Genomic DNA, 18,086 nt, shown 5'->3' with positions numbered 1-18,086 from the left:
ATAAGGTGACATTATGAAAGGTCTACAGGATATTCCGCGTATAGGGGAGAAGATGGCGAAGAGGTTTGAAGAGCATTTTGGCAGTGAAGATGCTGCCCTTGAAGCTATTCTGGGTGGGGATATTGCAGGTATATCCGAAGTTGAAGGTGTCGGTCAGCGTTATGCTATCTCCCTGGTGCATGAGGTTCGGGCGCAGTTCGAAGGGGTTACCATGAATGATTTTCTAAAGACAAAAGAGGGTGTTGATATCTATGAACGTCTTCTTGATATCATTAAGCAGTTCAGTCATACAAAGTATGCAAAGGACAAGCTGCATGTCTATATACCCTATCCGGAAAGTAAAAGGGATAAGATCGAGGAAGTACGCACGGCTACAGCAGGCTACATGGAAACAGCTCGCATAATGGGTGATAATGAGGATCTTTTATCCCTGCTGTCATGTATCAAGACACTTGAATGCAAATGTGCGGTCCCGAAGATACGTGATCGTGCCATATTGACGACCGACAGCAAACAGTATCAGGTCGCAAAGCAGATATATGGTGATCTGATGGACGTCCAGCTTGTAAAGGGCGGGGGGGAATTTGTGGATGTCGCAAGAGGTTATTCACATGTTGTGGCAGCAGATGATAAATGCATGGCTTTCGATCTTCCTGAAGACATTGATCCTGAATTTCTAATGGATGTTCAGAAAGTTGATATGTGGTATATGGTCCCTGAACTAGAGGTTGCATTCTTCGCAAAGAATCTCGTTTCCCTTGAAAGTACTATCCAAATGGCACAGATGTTGCGTGCATCAGGGATCGGCTTTGTAGGGGAGATCGGAGACAATGACCTTGAGGATCTCAAAAGCACACTTTCTCTTATTGATAGTAGCGGGGATGTGAAAGCCGGGTCAGATGTTGCTATCGATCGCCTTGTTCTGATCTCTGATAAATTGGATGAATGTGTTTCGGAAGTAATATCCGCTGCAAACACAACCCTTGATTCCTGTCTTGAACAAAGTAAACTCACTCTCAGCGGTCAGGATATGCTGAAGGTCATGAATGGTAAAATAGAGATAAAGGACCTGCTTGAAAAGGAGCTTTACCATTCCTATAATTCTGTTGTAAAGGATGCAAAGGCGAGGCTTGTAAATGAACTTTATCTTGAGAAAGGTGAGTTATTGCTCCTGGAATCCTTTTTCCCGGAAGAGATCTCGCATCCGCTGGAAGTGCAGCAGGAACACCTTTATGCCTTCAAGCAACAGATCGCCAACCAGATAAAGAGAAAGAAGGTCCAGCACAAACGCAATATTGCAAAGGCACTTTCCAGATACCATGACATTGCACAAAAAATGGTGCGTGAAGCCCTGGATTTCGATGTTGGTTTTTCCATAGGCTGTTTTGCCAGGAATTACGATCTCCAGATGCCGGACCTGATCGAAAGTTGCGGCATTGCATTTGAAGATGCTACGAACCTTTTCATAAAAACAAGGCATGGTTCGGTGGTACCTATTGATTATTCAGTTGGAGGGACTACACGCGATCCTGATGGGAACAAAAGTGGCGTTGTATTATTGAGTGGTGTGAATTCCGGTGGAAAGACATCTATGCTCGAGTTGGTGGCACAATGCATAATTCTGGCTCACATGGGTTTCCCGACTCCTGCAAAATATCTTGAGATAGGTCTTACAGAAGGTTTCTATTATTTTGGAAAATCTAAGGGAACACTTGATGCAGGTGCATTTGAAACTACGCTTGTTGATTTTTCGGTAGTTGCTAACAACTCTCCCAAGATCGTGCTTGCGGATGAACTTGAATCCATTACTGAGCCGGGTGCTTCTGCAAAGATAATCGGCGGTATTCTTGAGGTCCTTTCAGAGAACACCAATAGTATGTCTATATTCGTATCACATCTTTCGGAGCTGATTCTTGAGAACACTGAATGCCCTGTACGTGTTGATGGAATTGAAGCAAGTGGTCTTGACAAGGACCTTAATTTGATCGTGGAGAGGACTCCAAGATACAATTATGTGGCAAAGAGTACGCCTGAGCTCATAGTTGAAAGACTCTCAAGAAGGTCTGATGGCATTGAACAAGAGTTCTATGGGAAATTAAAAGAAAAGTTCCAGTAAGCCTCTGTTACTCAGGGCTTATCTGGGAAGTACATTTTGATAATTAACTTTAAAGCACGCCTTTTGTGCTTTTGATACCTTCACCTTCGACTTTTACTGCACGGCGTAGTGCATAGGCAAAGGCTTTGAAAAGTGCCTCTATCTTGTGGTGGTCATTGTAGCCTGTAACAGTTGCATGCAGGTTCATTTTTGCATTCTCTGTTAAAGACTCAAAGAAATGCCTGACCAGCTGTGTATTCATCTCTCCCACGCGTGCTGATTCGAATTCGGTATTCATCACAAGGTAAGTTCGACCGCCCAGATCAAGGACCACATCTGCCAGGGCTTCATCCATGGGTATGCGTGCCTCTCCGAATCTTGCGATCCCGTTCTTATCGCCGACTGCTTTTGCGATCGCCTGGCCAAGGACAATAGCAGTATCTTCTATGAGGTGGTGTTCATCAACGATCAGGTCGCCGGTTGCGTCGATCTTCAGATCAAAACTTCCATGCCTTGCAAAGGACGTGAACATATGGTCAAAGAACCCGATCCCTGTATTGATCTCTGATAACCCTGTGCCGTCCAGGTCAAGTTCCATGCGAATGTCCGTCTCTTTTGTCTTTCGTTCGATCTTTGCATTTCTCATAGTGTTCCTCTTGCCGATCTGTACTTAAATTTCATTAGTGATCGTATTTATTGCTTCCGTCAATGTGAAATTTTTCTTGTAGAGGGCACTTCCTACAACAACCCCGCTTGCTCCTGTGTTCTTTAGGGTTATTATGTCCTCAAGTGTTGTGACTCCGCCAGATGCGATCACTGGTATGTTAACGGCTTTTACAAGCTCTTCAGTTGGTTTAGGGTCAACTCCGCTCAAAAGCCCCTCTGTGTCTATATTGGTGAACAATATGGTGCCAGCTCCCTTCTCTTCGAACAGGGATCCCATCTCCACTGCTGTGTGCTCGGACTCTTTTGTCCAGCCTTCGATGGAGATCTTCCCGTTCTTCGAATCCAGGGCAACATTGATGCTGTCACTTCCAAATTCAGCAGAAAGCTTGCTGATAAGTTCGGGATCTTTTAATGCAGCAGTACTGAGGATGACCCTGTCAACACCGATCTCGAGTAGTGTGGTAGCATCCTCAAAGGAACGTATGCCTCCGCCGACCTGTATGTAGATGCCCTGTGGCTTGCATTTTTCTACGATGTTCCTGATGATTGGTGCATTTGTGCGAGTTCCTTCGATCGCACCGTCAAGGTCGATAAGGTGCAATGTCTTTGCTCCCTGTGACACCCAATCAAGAGCAACTTGTACGGGGTCATCAAGGGAAACCATTTCGCTTCCGGGGACGCCCTGGACAAGTTGGACACATTTCCCACCTTTCATATCAACTGCAGGGATAACTTCAAAGCTCATTTTGTAGCCTCATCAGGGAATCATTCTCTCAATAGGTACGACCAGTATGTCAAATGCGCCTGCAGTTTTGAGCTTGTTGATAGTGGCAAATATAATGTCTGCATCGACTACAGCATGGACTGCCATAATATCCTTCTTGGATTCCACTTTCATTATCGTAGGGCCGGCAAGTCCGGGAAGTTCTTCTTTTACTTTCTCAAGCTTGTCAGATGGCACATTCATCATCAGGTACCTCTTCTGCTTGGCATGGAGGACGCTTTCAAGAGCTGTCTTGATATGCTGGATCTTCTCCTCTGCTTCCAGTGTTTTATGGTTGGCTATGAGGTAGATGGATGAAGTAAATACTTTTTCGATCATCTTCAGATGATTCATGGTGAGTGTTGTTCCGGAGCTTGAAATGTCCACAATTGCGTCAGCAATGCCTACGTGTGGTGTCATTTCACAGGCGCCGCTAACCTTTACAACATCGATATCCACTCCCATGTTCTCAAAGTATCTGGATGTGATTCCCGGGAATTCAGTTGCTACTCGCATGCCTTCGAGATCCTTTGAAGATGATATCTCCGAATCTTCCGGAACAGCGAGTACAAGGTCTGCTCCTCCATATTTCAGGTCAAGCAGGATCTCTACATCTGATTCGGTCTCAGATATAAGATCAAGTCCGGTGATGCCTACATCTGCGGCACCATCCTGTACATATTCAGGAATGTCTGCAGCCCTTGCGAAAAGGAAGGTTATTTCCGGGTCTGTGGTCTTTGCGAACAGTTTTCTGTTAGATCCTCCGAGTACCGGAAGTCCTGCTTCTTTGAACAGTTCTACTGTGGGGTCGTGTAATCTCCCTTTGTTGGGTATTGCAATACGTATCATTTGAAGTCCTTCTGAAGATCGGAACGATCTGTATTTTTGATAATGATCGATTAGTCTAATTTTTTTGGGAATTATGTTCTGAAACACATTTATCCTTTATAAGTATTGCATGGGTAGTCCTGAGTTACTTTCCTCTTTCTCGTTTCTTTCATTTGTCATATTCCTTGTATATATGTGGCATTATAACCAATAGTAATTAAATAAAACCCGGGTAGTAATGATTTTATATAATTTATTCATCTTATAGGCTAATTCCAAAGACCATTCAATTTATATAAATCTCAATCTTGTTCGTCTTAAACTTACTATAAGAGGCTAAATATGATACGAAATATCAAAGTTGAACACCTTCACGAGACCCCAATCGAGAAGCAGGAAATCGAACTTGTAGAAAGAAAAGGTATAGGTCATCCGGACAGTATCAGTGATGGTCTGGCAGAGGCTGTAAGCCGTGCCCTCTGTAAGGAATACATCAACAAGTGCGGTACAGTACTTCACCACAACACTGATGAGACTCAGATCGTTGCAGGAAGGTCTAACCCTCAGTTCGGTGGCGGAGAGGTCACCAAGCCTATCTATACTCTCCTTGTAGGAAGGGCAACCAAGACATTCGATGGCATGGAGATCCCTGTTGAGGCAGTTGCTCTTGAAGCTGCACGTGACTATGTCCGAAACACCATTGTTGACATGGATATGGAGCGCGACATGATCATCGACTGTAAGCTTGGAACCGGGTCTTCTGATCTCAGGGATGTTTTCCACAGGGACCATGTGCCCATGGCAAACGACACATCATTTGGTGTAGGTCATGCTCCTTTCTCAGAACTTGAGCAGATCGTTTACAATACCGAGAGGCAGCTTCTTACCGATCTTAAAAAGAAGAAGATCCCTGGAATTGGTGAAGATATCAAAGTAATGGGCCTGAGGGACAAAGACGATATTTCCCTTACCATCTGCTGTGGTATGGTGGGAAAGCACATTGATGATATGGACCACTATATCAATGCAAAGGAAGAGATGACCGAGTATGTCCTTGACCTTGCTACCAAGTATACTGAAAGGAATGTATTCGCCCATATCAATACTGCGGATGATGTTGAAGGTGGATGCGACTGTGTTTTCCTTACCGTTACAGGAACCTCTGCAGAGATGGGTGACGATGGTTCAGTCGGACGTGGAAACCGTTCTAACGGTCTCATCACTCCAAACAGGCCAATGAGCATGGAAGCAACAAGTGGTAAGAATCCGATCAATCACATTGGTAAGATCTACAATATCCTGTCCACACAGATGGCAAGAGATGTCGTAAGTGCAGTGGATGAGGTCAGCGATGTTCATGTGAAGTTGCTCTCTCAGATAGGACAGCCTATTGACCAGCCATTGGTGGCAAATGCCCGTATTATTCCTGAAGAAGGTGCAAACTTCGCTAACATAAGGTCTGAGGCAGAAGTTGTCATTGATGACTGGCTTGAGAACATTACAAAGATCACTGATATGGTCGTCAACGGCGACGTCATGACCTTCTGAGAATATCTGAATAATTCTTTAAAAAGTGGGCAGTTACCGGGAAAAGGTCTTGTAACTGCCATTTCTTTTTGTTTTTTGTATTTGTGGTCCTTTTCTTTTGTACTTAATACTCTTTTTTGCGAGATTTCATGTTATTTATTCCATTCTTTGGCTTGTTTTCGCTCAGGCGGCGAAAAGAATAAGTATGATTATGGATATGGAGGGGTTGCATCTCACAGTGGTGGGGTGTAATGGATGCTAAGTTCAGCGAGGCCCGCCTTAACTCAGTGGTAGAGTGCGCGGCTGTAGTATGGTTCATGCGACTTGTCGCACATACCGCGCAGGCACCGCGATGTCCCCGGTTCGAGTCTGGGAGGCGGGACTAAACATCCTAAAAACGCGAAAGGTATATATATCTGGCAGCGTATTAGGGTGTGCTCACAACAGCAATCAAACGCAATGTCCGAATAGTGTAGAGGCCTATCATGGAGCCCTGTCGAGGCTCCGACCCGGGTTCGAATCCCGGTTCGGGCGTACAATTTTACCGGCAATTTTTGTCGGTAAACATTTTCTAATTTTTACAAATGTTTATCAACTTTAAACTATTACTATTAACCTCCAGTTCATCCTTTAATTATTCCCTGAACGAGTCTTAGGGTACTGTTTTCTGAGTAATACAGAAAGCTTAAAATAAGATGAATATTTCTTGGGTAACATTAATATATTGGTGAAAAGTACGCGTACTTCCTATTGCATTATGAAAGTGATCTAATGGCATACAAAATAGTAGAGAAACGTCAGTTGGTGCCGGATGTGCACCTGATGAATATCGAGGCTCCTGATGTGGCTGCGGCTGCAAAGCCCGGTCAGTTCATTATTCTTCGTATTGATGAAGAGGGTGAAAGGATCCCTCTGACAATTGCAGATTATGATGTAGACGAGGGTTTTGTTACTATTATCTTCCAGGAAATGGGCAAAACAACAAAACAACTCGCTAAAATGGCTGCAGGGGATGAGCTTCAGGACTTCGTAGGTCCTCTGGGCAAAGCATCCGAGATAGAAAAAATCGGCACTGTAGTGCTTGTGGGTGGAGGGGTTGGAATTGCTCCTGTTTATCCTCAGGCAAGGGCATACCGCGAGATCGGTAACAAGGTGATCTCCATAATTGGTGCTCGCAACGAAAGCCTGCTTATCCTTGAAGGTGAGATGAAGGCTGTAAGTGACGAGCTTCTTGTGGCAACGGATGATGGTTCTAAAGGTCACCACGGTTTTGTCACAGACCTTGTCAAGGAACTCCTCGATGGTGATGAGAAGATAGACAGGATCGTAGCCATTGGTCCTCCTATAATGATGCGTGCAGTTGCAGGTGTCACTGATCCTTATGATGTGGAGACCATTGTAAGCCTTAACCCGATCATGGTGGATGGTACTGGTATGTGCGGCGGATGCCGTGTGAACATTGGTGGCGAGACCAAGTTCGCATGTGTGGATGGTCCTGAGTTCAATGCAAAGGATGTTGACTTCAACCTTCTCATGAGCCGCTTATCATTATATCGCAAAGAGGAAATGGAATCTCTTGATACTTATAAAAAAGGCTGCGGGGATGATTGCAAATGTCAATAACACAGGAAATGCCTGAACAACCTGCTGATGAACGTATTCATAACTTTGAAGAGGTTGCATTAGGCTACACCGAAGAGCAGGCTATGCTTGAAGCAGAACGTTGCCTCGAATGCAAAACACCAAAGTGTGTGGAAGGTTGCCCTGTGAACATCGACATTCCTGGCTTTGTCTCTAAGATGAAAGAAGGCAATTTCGAGGAAGCTATCGGTGTTATCAAGAAAACGAACACCCTTCCTGCAGTTTGCGGCCGTGTGTGTCCGCAGGAAGAGCAGTGTGAGAAGCTCTGTATCCTTGGCAAGAAGAGTGAACCTATTTCCATTGGACGTCTTGAAAGATTCTGTGCGGACCGTGAGCGCGAGGCAGGTGTAAAGGATCCAGTGGTAGCCGAGTCAACCGGCAAGAAAGTTGCTATCGTAGGTACCGGTCCTGCCGGGCTTACTGCAGCATCGGATCTTGCAAAGGCAGGTCATTCTGTGACCATGTTCGAAGCTCTGCATGAGGCTGGTGGCGTATTGATCTATGGTATCCCTGAATTCAGGCTTCCAAAGGCAATTGTAAAGGAAGAGGTTGAATACATCATGAAGCTCGGAGCGGAACTTAAGGTCGACTATGTGATCGGTCGCATAAAGACCCTTGACCAGCTCGAGGATGAGTTTGATGCAGTTTTCCTTGGAACCGGTGCAGGTCTTCCAAAGTTCATGGGTATCGAGGGAGAGAACCTGAACGGTGTTTACTCTGCAAATGAGTTCCTGACCCGCGTTAACCTGATGAAAGCATACCGTTTCCCTGAATCTGATACTCCTATCAAACGAGGAAGCCATGTCATCGTGGTTGGTGGCGGCAATGTTGCAATGGATGCAGCACGCAGTGCTCGAAGGCTTGGTGCTGATGAGGTCAGCATTGTGTACAGACGCAGTGATGAAGAACTTCCTGCAAGGCGCGAGGAGATCGAGCATGCAAAGGAGGAGGGTATCATCTTCCGTCTTCTGAACAACCCTGTTCGCATCCTTGAAGGTGAGAACATGTCCGTCAATGGTGTGGAATGTATCAAGATGGAGCTTGGCGAACCGGATGAATCGGGCCGTAGGCGACCTGTGGCAGTGGAAGGCTCTGAGCATGTGATCGATGCAGATATTGTGATCATTGCGATCGGTACTTCTCCTAATCCTATAATCTTTGATGGTTCAAAAGGCCTTGAGGTCACTCCATGGGGAACCATTGTTGTGAACGAGGCTGGTGTGACCTCCCTTGAAGGGGTCTGCGCAGGTGGGGATGCTGTGACCGGTGCGGCTACAGTTATCAGTGCGATGGGTGCAGGCAAACAGGCTGCAGAGACCATCAACGATTACCTTTCAAAATAAGTTTGAGGAATACTTGAAGCAGGTCATAACGATCTGCATTTCTTTTTATTTTTCTATCAGTAATGAACTGCAAGTCTCGATTAAATGCAGGTATTAATGATGTGTTATGGAAGTATTTATGAACACCAACTCCCATTTTTATGTCAATGCACTTAAAAAAGGCCGACTCACAGATGCATAAATCTCCTTCTAAAAAAGGCAATAAAAGCAACAAAGGTTATCGTGAAAAGAAAAAAGGTTTCAGGAAACCTGCCGGACAGGAGAATCCTCGTATATTCTGGTGCAAGGAATGCAATGTACCTCTTCTCAAACCAGAATGTGGTTCCTGTGACGGCGAGATCCTTGAAGTGAAACTTTCAGGTTCAGGTGACATACGTTTCTGTTCGCCTTATGAACGTGAGGTACTTGGGGATCTGCTTTTGTCCGAATATGGCTGCGATCCTATTGGTGAGCATCTGGTCCTTCTTAACAAAATTCCCGGCGATGATAAGACTGATGAGGTGATCGTCGACGGGTTGAAGATCGGTGTGTTGTTCTATGACATGCATGTGATGGCATATCGTTTCGAGCTATCTGCAACTGGTGCACAGTTACTCCACTCTGTGACCGACAGCAGGACGGTTGTCCTGAAGAAGACAAGATCCCATCTCAATGGCAAGAAAGTGCAGGCAGAGCTGCTGGATCACTTTAGTAATAACATCAAAAAAGGAGATCCTGTGATCGTGGTGTCTGGCAATCTCGTTGGTTCTGGTATTGCTTTGTGCAATAGTAAGGACATGGGTCAGGCAGAAGGCTCGGTTATTCGGGTAAGAAAAATTCAGGCCAACACTATGGTGCTAAGTCCAAAGATATCTGTAATGGATGATGCAATAAAGGCCAATCTCCATCACCTGAGGCAATTAGGGAAGAATGCAATGAACACCATCAAGGGCATTGCAAACCAGAAAGATTACCGGAAATTGCCTGTGCATGTATCTTTCAGTGGGGGAAAGGACAGTCTTGTGGTCCTGGACCTAACATTGAGTGCTCTTAAGAGCAGGGATGTGGGTGCTTTCTTCCTGAACACCGGGATCGAGTTTCCGGAGACTGTGGATTTTGTGCACGACCACTGTGAAAAACGGGGTATTGAACTTATCGAAGAAAAAGCAGAAAATGCTTTCTGGGATAACCTTGAGAGCTTCGGTCCTCCTGCAAAGGATTTCCGCTGGTGCTGCAAGGTCTGTAAACTTGCTCCTGCCGGACGTGTAATCGACCGTTGCACTGAAGGTGGTGGTGTTTGCCTGACCATCGATGGAAAGCGAAAGCATGAGTCATTTTCCAGGGCAAATATTGCTGCCAGTGAAAAGAATCCCTTTGTTCCCGACCAGTTGAACATTTTCCCTATAAGGGACTGGCGTGCCATTGAGGTATGGCTTTACATACACTGGCGTGGGCTGGAGTACAATCCTCTCTATGATAGAGGGTTTGAGCGGGTGGGCTGCTACCTGTGCCCTGCGGAATTGTCTGCAGAGTATGAAAGGTTGCGTGAGATCCATCCATCACTATATGGCAGGTGGAATGATTATCTTCTAAAGTGGGCACGTTCCAGAGGGCTTTCAGACGAATATGTGAGGCATGGGTTGTGGCGCTGGAAGGAGTTGCCACCTAAGATGGTAAATCTTGCTAAGGATCTTGGAATTGAGACTGAACAGGTCCGGAAGGATGAGGATTTTGCTATCATTCTAACTTCAGGTTTTTCTCCTTGCAGGGAAGGCGGTTACACCGTTGAAGCAGCTGTTAGTGGGGTGCTTTTAAGCGAGGCTGCTGCAGTGCTGAACATTCTGGGGACTACAGTTCTCTCAGAAGATCTTGGCATGTTGCTTGTTAGGACGGGCAGTGATTCGATAAAGTTCTTCTCTTCTGGCAGTCTCAAGGTTACTGCAAGGACTGAGGATGATGCAAGGGAGTATCTCAAAAGGACAGCAGAACAACTGATGCGGATAAACAAGTGCACGGAATGTGGCATATGCCTGAAGGTCTGTCCTGTTAATGCTATTACTCTTGGATCTGAAAAGGGAAAGCTGTTCATAAGTGATGAATGCATACGTTGTGGAAGGTGTACGGATGCCTGTGTTGTCTTGAAATATTCGGACAGGCTTCTCTCTGACATACTGAAAATGGATGGTAGGTCCGCGAGAAGAACTTCCTTTGAGTGAAGTATTAATAGTGTGCTATAGTTATATTATATGAAAAATAATATTATTATTCGTTAAAATTAAATGCGTGTTTTTGATGGTCGCAAACATATCGAATGAACTGTCCCGGCAGATCGGTTCCAGATGGAAGGTCCTTGTAATAATAGCTATAGTTATGCTATTTTCCATTTTTGTCTACATCTTGCTGCCGCTTGCTGATGGTATAATGTTGGGACTTGTTTTTGCATATATAGCACGTCCTATCTATATGCCATTGAAGAGGAAACGTCACTTAGGTGCTTTCATTGCCACGATGTTCATTGTGGCACCAATTACGCTGATACTTGGCATGGGTATTGTCGAGATCGCTAACCAGATCGTCTGGATATCTGAGAACCAAACTGTTGTACTTGGTTCTCTGTTCGATTTTATACGCGATCTCAACATACCTAATGCCTACTATGAACAGATCCAGCAGACGATATGGGATTCATCTCTCTCTATCCTGCCTCTTCTTGGTAATCTTGTATTCGTTTCCTATGCACGCGGGATCGCTATGTTCATGATCAATCTTATGATCGCGATTTTCATGTGCTTTTTCCTTCTTGCAGATGGCGATGCGCTCTACCGTTCAATGCTCAGGATCGTTCCGGATGGTGATCAGAATGTTGTCAAAAGATATGTCCATCACATGGATGTGATCCTTAGTGGCGTGTTCATTGGCAATGCCTATGCTGCACTTTCAGTAAGTACGCTTTCTGTTATTGTGTTCTATGCATTTGGTCTGTCACATGTTCTTGCACTGGCAACCCTCATCTTCGTTGCATCTGCGATACCTATGTTTGCCGGTTACATGGTATTGGTCGTTCTTTCGATCATACGCTACTTCAGTCTTGGACTTGAGAGTGCTCTGATATTCTTTACTATATGTTCTATTGTCATCTACGTGCCACCTGAGTTGTTCCTGCGTCCATATCTTGCAGGTATAAAATCGCACATTCATCCGTTCCTTATTATGTTGACATTCCTCGGCGGTGCATTTGTTGGGGGAATTGCCGGTTTCTTTGCAGCCCCGATACTTCTGGGGTCCTTGGTGGCAGCCTACCGCGTTTATGTGGAGTGTCAGGATAAGGCTGAAGCTGAGCAGGTAGACGTAGGGAAAGCTGAAGTTGAGCAAGCAGAGTAAAAGTGAATCTCTTTTTTATTTGTGTGCCATTTTTGTTTCCGGGATACTTACTTGAAAAAGGTTAATAAGGATTGGCTTAATTAAAGCACAGGATTATTCAACCGGTGAGATCATGCAGTTACTACTTATCCATTCAGATTACATTGAATATGAGGTAAAAAAGAGCACTCCTGTAGCCGAAAAGATCGAGGAGTCCTTCAAGCAGGGACGTCTTGAGGAAGCACTTACGGCATTCATGGCCGTTGAGAGCTTCGATGAGGCTGATCAGCAGCAGGTAGTTGAACGTGCTGTTGCTGAAATAGAGAAGGTTGCAGGGCAGGTAAAAGCTGAAAATGTGATGCTCTATCCTTATGCACACTTGAGCTCCGACCTTTCCTCTCCGAAGGTGGCGGTCTCTGTTCTCAAGAGCATCGAAAAAGAACTTTCTGGCAAGTACAATGTCATGAGAGCTCCATTTGGCTGGTACAAAGCATTTAGTATCAGCTGTAAGGGTCATCCGCTCTCCGAACTTTCCCGTACTATCAGGCCGGAAGAGTCTGCAACCTGTGGTGAAGCGGTTGTAGTTGAAGAAAAGAAGGATGAGGTCGTTTCTGAAGCACTGAAAGCAGAAAGCACCGCAAAGTCCTATTGGCGTATCCTTACTCCTGATGGTGAGCTTCATGAAGCAGAAGGTTTTGATTTTACCGGCTACGACAATCTCAGGAAGTTCGTGGATTATGAGATCACCAAGAACCGGAACATCGACAAGGCACCACCTCATGTGGAGCTGATGCGCAGGCTTGAGATCGCAGATTATGAGCCTGGCTCGGATTCCGGTAATATGCGCTATTATCCTAAGGGGAGGCTGATGAAGTCACTTATTGAGAATTTCGTTCTCGATGAGTCTGCAAAGATCGGCGCAATGGAGGTGGAAACCCCATTGATGTATGACATGAACCATCCGACTTTGAAGAAGTATCTTGACAGGTTCCCTGCACGTCAGTATTCCATTGAGTCTGACAAACGTCACATGTTCCTCAGGTTTGCTGCCTGTTTCGGTCAGTTCCTGATGAACCATGATATGACCATTTCTTACCGCCATCTTCCTCTTAAGATGATGGAGCTTACCAGATACAGTTTCAGGAAGGAACAGCGTGGTGAGCTTGTGGGTCTTCGAAGGCTGCGTGCTTTCACAATGCCGGATATGCACACATTGTGTCCGGACATGGAAGGTGCCGTGTCCCAGTTCGGTGAGCAGTATAGCATGTGTATTGATACATTGAACAGGATCGGTATTGATGTGAGTGACTTTGAAGTTGCTATTCGCTTTACACGTGACTTTTACGAAGGCAATAGGGACTTTATCACAGAACTTGCAAGAAAGGTTGACAAGCCTGTACTTGTGGAAATGTGGGATACAAGGTTCTTCTATTTCGTCCTTAAGTTCGAGTTCAACTTCGTGGATGCCATCGAAAAGGCAAGTGCATTGTCTACTGTACAGATCGATGTGGAGAATGCAGAGCGCTATGATATAAATTACATTGATTCCAATGGTGAGACGCAACGTCCTGTTGTTCTTCACTGTTCTCCAAGCGGGGCAATTGAGAGGTGTATATATGCCCTCCTTGAAAAGGCCGCAATGAATGCAGAAGCTGGCGAAGTTCCAAATTTACCTGTATGGTTGTCTCCTACGCAGGTCCGTGTCATCCCTATTGCTGAAAGGCATATGGAATTTGCCAATCAGGTTGCCGATGCTCTTCAGTGTCGTGTGGATATTGATGACCGCGAGGAAACCGTGGGTAAGAAGATACGCGATGCAGGTCGTGAATGGATTCCATATGTGGCGGTTATTGGTGATTCTGAAGTGGAAAGCGGCAAGGTCAATGTGACCATCCGTGCTGAGTCCGAACCAAAGAAGCCAAAGAAGGTCGAAATGACTGCTGATGAGCTTAATGGAATGGTTATGTCCGATATAGGCGATATGCCATACCGCAGTTTACCTCTTGCAAAGTTGCTTTCCATGAGGCCAAAGTTCCTCTAAGATAGTAATTGAAGTGAGTTCATGTCAGAAAATAATGAGGATACCTGTGCGGAGATGTATGTCTCCGGCAGGGTTCAGGGTGTGTACTTCAGGGGCTTTACTCAGAAAGTAGCTACCGGATTAGGTCTGGTGGGCTATGCCCAGAATTTGCCCGATGGTCGTGTAAGGGTTATTGCTCAGGGCAAAAGATCTCTTATATTAGAGCTATTGGAAAATCTGCGCATCGGCCCTGAACTTTCCAATGTTGAAGGCATCGAAGTTATGTGGGTCGATACTTCTGATGAACTCGCCGAATTCTTTATTAAAAGATAATCTGCTTCTTGTTAGTTCTGGACAGTTGGAACTGTCTGGAATGTCTTCTTTTTATTAATTTATGCCAGACAATTAATCCACTTCAGTGGTTAGCCTCTTCAAAGATTTCGTATTCTGTCTCAGCGAGCTTCTTTTCAATTTCTTCAATATCGAGGATCTCTTTTAACTCTGCCAGACAATCCAGGCAAATGTGGGTGTGTCCGACAATTCGGCCTTCTGCGACCTCTTTCCCATATTCTCCTTCGACTCCTGCTTCTGTACAAGCTTTTCCACAAAAGATACAACCCATATATACCACTCCTTGATGGATTGGTCGATCACTCCATCTGTATAAAGTTTAATTAACATTTCTATATAAGATTATCCGATGTGTGTGGAATGATGAGTTCTACTTTTATGGTATGATTATTAATGTTTGAGTTCTAATATTCGATATTAATGTCAGATCATGAACAGTATGCAAATATGCCAGTGGGCAGGCCTCATCTGAAAGCTCCTCTTTTTGTTTATCAACGAAAACTTGAACTGATCGAGGAACTTCTTGAAGAAATGCTGGAGCATTCAAATAATGGTGATCTTATTGTTGTTGAGGGAAAAAGGGATGTTATTTCTTTGAGAAAACTGGGTTTTCAGGGGGATATTGAACTTGCAACTCACCGGCCTCTGACGGAAGTTTCTGCCAGGATCGTTGATACTGGTAAAAAGGTTATGGTTCTGACTGACTGGGACCGTCGTGGTGACCTCCTGGCATCAAAGATATCGGAAGACCTCCGGTATTTTGGTATTGATGTAGATATGAACATGCGTGAACGCTTGAGTTCAATGGTAAAAAAAGAAATTAAAGATGTGGAAAGCCTTTATTCCTATGTTGCGAAATTGAGGAAGATCGCAGGCAGTTCACATCAGGCTGTGTAAGCAGTTTGATCGGAAATGGTGCAGGCAGAATCAATGGAGGTTGTTCTTCCGCATTTCTGACAATAGTACATGGCGTTATCGCCAATTCTCATTATCTTTAGATCAATATCGCACAAGTGACATTTTAAGGTAATTTCCAAGATCTCACCTCATTCAAGAATTGTAATTGAGTCGAGTCTTGCAGTTCCTGCTTCTGTCCAGTATTTACAGACCTTGCAAACCTGTATTTTTTCCCCTTTCAATTCCAACCTTGAACTACATTTTGGACATTTGTGTAATGTTTTCATGCTACGTCTTCCCCTAATTTCTAATATATTTCACATCGCAGGATATGATCTACAAAGATTACTCTAAGTGTTGTGTTGAGTTTCCCACTCCCCAAACACGCCCTTATTCCTTCTGATGTCGAAATTATCCTTGTGCCCCAAATTTCTGGTGGGACAGTAAACTTATATAATCATCTCATCAATATTTATAGTTTTCGGCAAATTAATCTTTTTAGTCACTTTTGCCTTTACTAAATGGCTTAAAAAAGATGTATTGCCAAGTTATTTCATGTATGGTATGGAACGCCTCTGTCCTCGATTAAAAAAATTGAGGATTGTCACCGACAATTCGCATCAGGCGGTATAAGCAATTTGATCGGAAACACTGCATGCAGAGTCAATTGATGTCGTTCTTCCGCATTTCTGACAATAGTACATTGCGTTGTCGGCAATCCTCATGATCTTCAGTTCCACATCACACATGTGGCAATTTTCAAGTTTCTCCTCACTCCAGAATTGTGATGGAGTCAAGTCTTGCAGTTCCTGCTTCTGTCCAGTATTTACAGACTTTGCAAACCTGTATGTTTTCCCCTTTCAATTCCAATCTTGAACTACATTTTGGACATTTGTGTAATGTTCTCATTTTACGTTTTCCCCTAATTTCAATTAATTTCACATTGCAGGATATGATCTACAAAGATTACTCTAAGTGTTGTGTTGAGTTTCCCACTCCCCAAACACGCCCTTATTCCTTCTGATGCCGAAATTTATATCGTGCCCCACATTTCTGGTCGGACAGTAAACCTATATAATCATCTCATCAATATTTATAATTTTCGGTAAATTGATGTTTTGGTCACTTTTGCCTTTACCAAATAGCTTAAAAAACATGTATGAATAAGTATGCATCATGTACGACGTGGTTATTGTAAGATATGGCGAATTGGCTCTCAAGAGTCCGGGCGTCAGGAATCTGTATGAAAGGGTTCTGGTTCGTAACCTTGAAGCCATGCTGAAGCAGGAGGATGTATCTTTCTCCAGGGTTTACAGGGAATGGGGCCGTATTTTTATCGAATCAGATGATCCCGGTGCTGCAAAAGCAGCCGCGGATGTTTTCGGAGTAGTGTCAACATCTTCTGCTGTAAAGGTCGAAGCTGATATTGATGCTGCTGCAAAGGTGTGTGCCGATATTGGTGCTGATCTGATCAAAGATGGTGAATCATTCGGCATCCGTGCACGCCGCTCGGGTAAAGAGGGTCTTTCATCCACTGATATTGGACGCCTTTGCGGAGATGCGGTCTGGGCTCGTCTGGAATCTCTTGGAAGGACTCCGAAAGTGGATCTTTCTGATCCGGATCGTGAGATCTTCGTTGAAATGAGGCAGAACAAGGCATATGTATTTACTGACATCGTGAAAGGTGTGGGTGGATTACCTCTTGGTACTCAGGGCAAAATGATAGTTCTAATGTCTGGTGGGATCGATTCTCCGGTAGCAGCCTGGCTTATGATGAGGCGTGGTGTAAAAATAATACCGGTTTATGCCAACAATAAACCCTTTGCTGAAGATAGTGCGCTTGAAAGGGCAATCAAATGTGTGGAAGTATTAAAGAGGTGGTCTCCTGCAGATGATATCAAGATGTATGATGTTCCGCATGGCAAGAACCTTGATACATTCATTAACAACTGCAATGAGAAGAACACCTGTCTTCTGTGCAAGCGTACTATGTATCGCATGGCATATGAAATAATGAAAAAAGAAGGTGCTGATGGTATTGTTACTGGCTCTTCCATCGGGCAGGTCGCTTCACAGACAGCTGCAAACATGCATGCTGAGATATATGGACTTGGTATACCCCTTTATCATCCTTTGATCGGACTTGATAAGACTGAGATCATTGACCTTGCAAGGCGTATAGGTACCTATGATATTTCCATTATGCCGACATCCGGATGTGGTGCAGTTCCTGCACGCCCTGAGATCAATGCTGCATTCGACCTGATGGTCAGGGAAGAGGAAAAGCTGAACATTGAAGAAATGGTGGAGGACTCGGTCACTAACGCAAGATCATTCTTCATAGGCAATGAGTGATGTTTTTTTATTTCATCACTCATACTTTTTTTATAGTGGATCTGTGTAGTTACAGTAGATATGTGGTAGCTTTACAGTATCTTTATGATGGCTGCATAATTGCATATGATGTTTTCTTCGATGTATTCTAATGGATGTGCAAAATACACCTGTGAGTCTTCTTTTTCAATAGTTCGTTAATATTTTTTTCAACTTCATCAGGACTGGGTGAAAGTTCAGCTTCTTTGCCAGAGTTTTACTAAGATCCATTCGTCTATGGTG

General features: G+C 44.4%; 16 protein-coding genes and 2 tRNA genes. 12 read left to right on the top strand and 6 right to left on the bottom strand.

The window, feature by feature from the left end:
- The first annotated feature begins 13 nt into the window (after window positions 1-13).
- Window positions 14-2,116 carry a MutS-related protein gene (locus J7W08_RS08060; protein ID WP_233084006.1) on the top strand — a complete coding sequence of 701 codons (2,103 nt, stop codon included), beginning with the start codon at window positions 14-16 and terminating at the stop codon, window positions 2,114-2,116.
- Between the two features lie 49 nt (window positions 2,117-2,165).
- Here J7W08_RS08060 and hisB read toward each other — a convergent pair whose 3' ends face one another.
- The 3 genes from hisB to hisG are packed head-to-tail and all read right to left on the bottom strand — an operon-like array spanning window position 2,166 to window position 4,373.
- Complete coding sequence (gene hisB, locus J7W08_RS08055) at window positions 2,166-2,741, bottom strand: imidazoleglycerol-phosphate dehydratase HisB (RefSeq protein ID WP_233084005.1); 576 nt, start codon at window positions 2,739-2,741, stop codon at window positions 2,166-2,168.
- Window positions 2,742-2,765: 24 nt separating this feature from the next.
- Window positions 2,766-3,506 (bottom strand): 1-(5-phosphoribosyl)-5-[(5-phosphoribosylamino)methylideneamino]imidazole-4-carboxamide isomerase, encoded by a 741-nt coding sequence (gene hisA, locus J7W08_RS08050; RefSeq protein ID WP_233084004.1) that lies wholly within the window; start codon window positions 3,504-3,506, stop codon window positions 2,766-2,768.
- Between the two features lie 12 nt (window positions 3,507-3,518).
- The gene (hisG, locus tag J7W08_RS08045) at window positions 3,519-4,373 is read right to left on the bottom strand and encodes an ATP phosphoribosyltransferase (RefSeq protein WP_233084003.1); all 855 of its coding nucleotides are present in this window, start codon (window positions 4,371-4,373) and stop codon (window positions 3,519-3,521) included.
- Window positions 4,374-4,694: 321 nt separating this feature from the next.
- On the opposite strand from hisG, the gene J7W08_RS08040 reads away from it, so the two are divergent.
- The 9 genes from J7W08_RS08040 (at window position 4,695) to J7W08_RS08000 (ending at window position 14,555) form a co-directional block, all read left to right on the top strand.
- Window positions 4,695-5,900 carry a methionine adenosyltransferase gene (locus J7W08_RS08040; protein ID WP_048195367.1) on the top strand — a complete coding sequence of 402 codons (1,206 nt, stop codon included), beginning with the start codon at window positions 4,695-4,697 and terminating at the stop codon, window positions 5,898-5,900.
- 252 nt (window positions 5,901-6,152) lie between these two features.
- Window positions 6,153-6,261, top strand: a tRNA-Tyr gene (locus J7W08_RS08035).
- A 79-nt stretch (window positions 6,262-6,340) separates the two neighbouring features.
- Window positions 6,341-6,413, top strand: a tRNA-Asp gene (locus J7W08_RS08030).
- A 237-nt stretch (window positions 6,414-6,650) separates the two neighbouring features.
- Window positions 6,651-7,502 (top strand): sulfide/dihydroorotate dehydrogenase-like FAD/NAD-binding protein, encoded by an 852-nt coding sequence (locus J7W08_RS08025; protein ID WP_233084002.1) that lies wholly within the window; start codon window positions 6,651-6,653, stop codon window positions 7,500-7,502.
- On the top strand, window positions 7,493-8,863 hold the full coding sequence (gene gltA / locus J7W08_RS08020) for an NADPH-dependent glutamate synthase (RefSeq protein ID WP_233084001.1): 1,371 nt from the start codon (window positions 7,493-7,495) through the stop codon (window positions 8,861-8,863). Before J7W08_RS08025 ends, gltA begins: the two co-directional genes overlap by 10 nt.
- A 146-nt stretch (window positions 8,864-9,009) precedes the next feature.
- Window positions 9,010-11,058, top strand: coding sequence for a phosphoadenosine phosphosulfate reductase domain-containing protein (locus J7W08_RS08015; RefSeq protein WP_233084000.1), 2,049 nt, complete (start codon window positions 9,010-9,012; stop codon window positions 11,056-11,058).
- Between the two features lie 76 nt (window positions 11,059-11,134).
- The gene (locus J7W08_RS08010; RefSeq protein WP_233083999.1) at window positions 11,135-12,223 is read left to right on the top strand and encodes an AI-2E family transporter; all 1,089 of its coding nucleotides are present in this window, start codon (window positions 11,135-11,137) and stop codon (window positions 12,221-12,223) included.
- Between the two features lie 112 nt (window positions 12,224-12,335).
- The gene (locus J7W08_RS08005) at window positions 12,336-14,243 is read left to right on the top strand and encodes a threonine--tRNA ligase (RefSeq protein WP_233083998.1); all 1,908 of its coding nucleotides are present in this window, start codon (window positions 12,336-12,338) and stop codon (window positions 14,241-14,243) included.
- A 21-nt stretch (window positions 14,244-14,264) separates the two neighbouring features.
- A complete protein-coding gene (locus tag J7W08_RS08000) occupies window positions 14,265-14,555 on the top strand; it encodes an acylphosphatase (RefSeq protein ID WP_233083997.1) in 291 nt (96 codons plus the stop codon).
- An 82-nt stretch (window positions 14,556-14,637) separates the two neighbouring features.
- Here the strand turns inward: J7W08_RS08000 and J7W08_RS07995 are convergent, their stop codons facing one another.
- A complete protein-coding gene (locus J7W08_RS07995) occupies window positions 14,638-14,844 on the bottom strand; it encodes a hypothetical protein (protein WP_233083996.1) in 207 nt (68 codons plus the stop codon).
- Window positions 14,845-14,993: 149 nt separating this feature from the next.
- Here J7W08_RS07995 and J7W08_RS07990 point away from each other — a divergent pair, with 149 nt between their 5' ends.
- Window positions 14,994-15,470: a toprim domain-containing protein gene (locus J7W08_RS07990; RefSeq protein WP_233083995.1), complete on the top strand. Its 477-nt coding sequence runs from the start codon at window positions 14,994-14,996 to the stop codon at window positions 15,468-15,470.
- Window positions 15,471-15,619: 149 nt separating this feature from the next.
- On the opposite strand, the gene J7W08_RS07985 is transcribed toward J7W08_RS07990, so the two are convergent.
- Both J7W08_RS07985 and J7W08_RS07980 read right to left on the bottom strand, forming a co-directional pair.
- A complete protein-coding gene (locus J7W08_RS07985; RefSeq protein WP_233083994.1) occupies window positions 15,620-15,757 on the bottom strand; it encodes a hypothetical protein in 138 nt (45 codons plus the stop codon).
- A gap of 333 nt (window positions 15,758-16,090) precedes the next feature.
- The gene (locus J7W08_RS07980; protein WP_233083993.1) at window positions 16,091-16,267 is read right to left on the bottom strand and encodes a hypothetical protein; all 177 of its coding nucleotides are present in this window, start codon (window positions 16,265-16,267) and stop codon (window positions 16,091-16,093) included.
- 379 nt (window positions 16,268-16,646) lie between these two features.
- Between J7W08_RS07980 and thiI the strand changes: the two genes are divergently transcribed.
- A complete protein-coding gene (gene thiI, locus J7W08_RS07975; protein WP_233083992.1) occupies window positions 16,647-17,825 on the top strand; it encodes a tRNA uracil 4-sulfurtransferase ThiI in 1,179 nt (392 codons plus the stop codon).
- The last annotated feature ends 261 nt before the right edge of the window (window positions 17,826-18,086 follow it).

The sequence above is a fragment of the Methanococcoides orientis genome (genome assembly GCF_021184045.1).
Classification (GTDB): domain Archaea; phylum Halobacteriota; class Methanosarcinia; order Methanosarcinales; family Methanosarcinaceae; genus Methanococcoides; species Methanococcoides orientis.
Note: the sequence above shows the minus strand (reverse complement) of the source record. Positions and strands in the feature narration are given on the sequence as shown.

Coding starts and splice junctions, on each gene's coding strand:
- J7W08_RS07990 (WP_233083995.1), top strand. CDS start 14,994: ATGTCAGATCATGAACAGTATGCAAATATGCCAGTGGGCAGGCCTCAT.
- J7W08_RS08005 (WP_233083998.1), top strand. CDS start 12,336: ATGCAGTTACTACTTATCCATTCAGATTACATTGAATATGAGGTAAAA.
- hisB (WP_233084005.1), bottom strand. CDS start 2,741: ATGAGAAATGCAAAGATCGAACGAAAGACAAAAGAGACGGACATTCGC.
- J7W08_RS08025 (WP_233084002.1), top strand. CDS start 6,651: ATGGCATACAAAATAGTAGAGAAACGTCAGTTGGTGCCGGATGTGCAC.
- hisA (WP_233084004.1), bottom strand. CDS start 3,506: ATGAGCTTTGAAGTTATCCCTGCAGTTGATATGAAAGGTGGGAAATGT.
- J7W08_RS08040 (WP_048195367.1), top strand. CDS start 4,695: ATGATACGAAATATCAAAGTTGAACACCTTCACGAGACCCCAATCGAG.
- thiI (WP_233083992.1), top strand. CDS start 16,647: ATGTACGACGTGGTTATTGTAAGATATGGCGAATTGGCTCTCAAGAGT.
- J7W08_RS08000 (WP_233083997.1), top strand. CDS start 14,265: ATGTCAGAAAATAATGAGGATACCTGTGCGGAGATGTATGTCTCCGGC.
- J7W08_RS08010 (WP_233083999.1), top strand. CDS start 11,135: ATGGTCGCAAACATATCGAATGAACTGTCCCGGCAGATCGGTTCCAGA.
- J7W08_RS07985 (WP_233083994.1), bottom strand. CDS start 15,757: ATGAAAACATTACACAAATGTCCAAAATGTAGTTCAAGGTTGGAATTG.
- J7W08_RS07995 (WP_233083996.1), bottom strand. CDS start 14,844: ATGGGTTGTATCTTTTGTGGAAAAGCTTGTACAGAAGCAGGAGTCGAA.
- J7W08_RS08015 (WP_233084000.1), top strand. CDS start 9,010: ATGCACTTAAAAAAGGCCGACTCACAGATGCATAAATCTCCTTCTAAA.
- J7W08_RS08060 (WP_233084006.1), top strand. CDS start 14: ATGAAAGGTCTACAGGATATTCCGCGTATAGGGGAGAAGATGGCGAAG.
- hisG (WP_233084003.1), bottom strand. CDS start 4,373: ATGATACGTATTGCAATACCCAACAAAGGGAGATTACACGACCCCACA.
- gltA (WP_233084001.1), top strand. CDS start 7,493: ATGTCAATAACACAGGAAATGCCTGAACAACCTGCTGATGAACGTATT.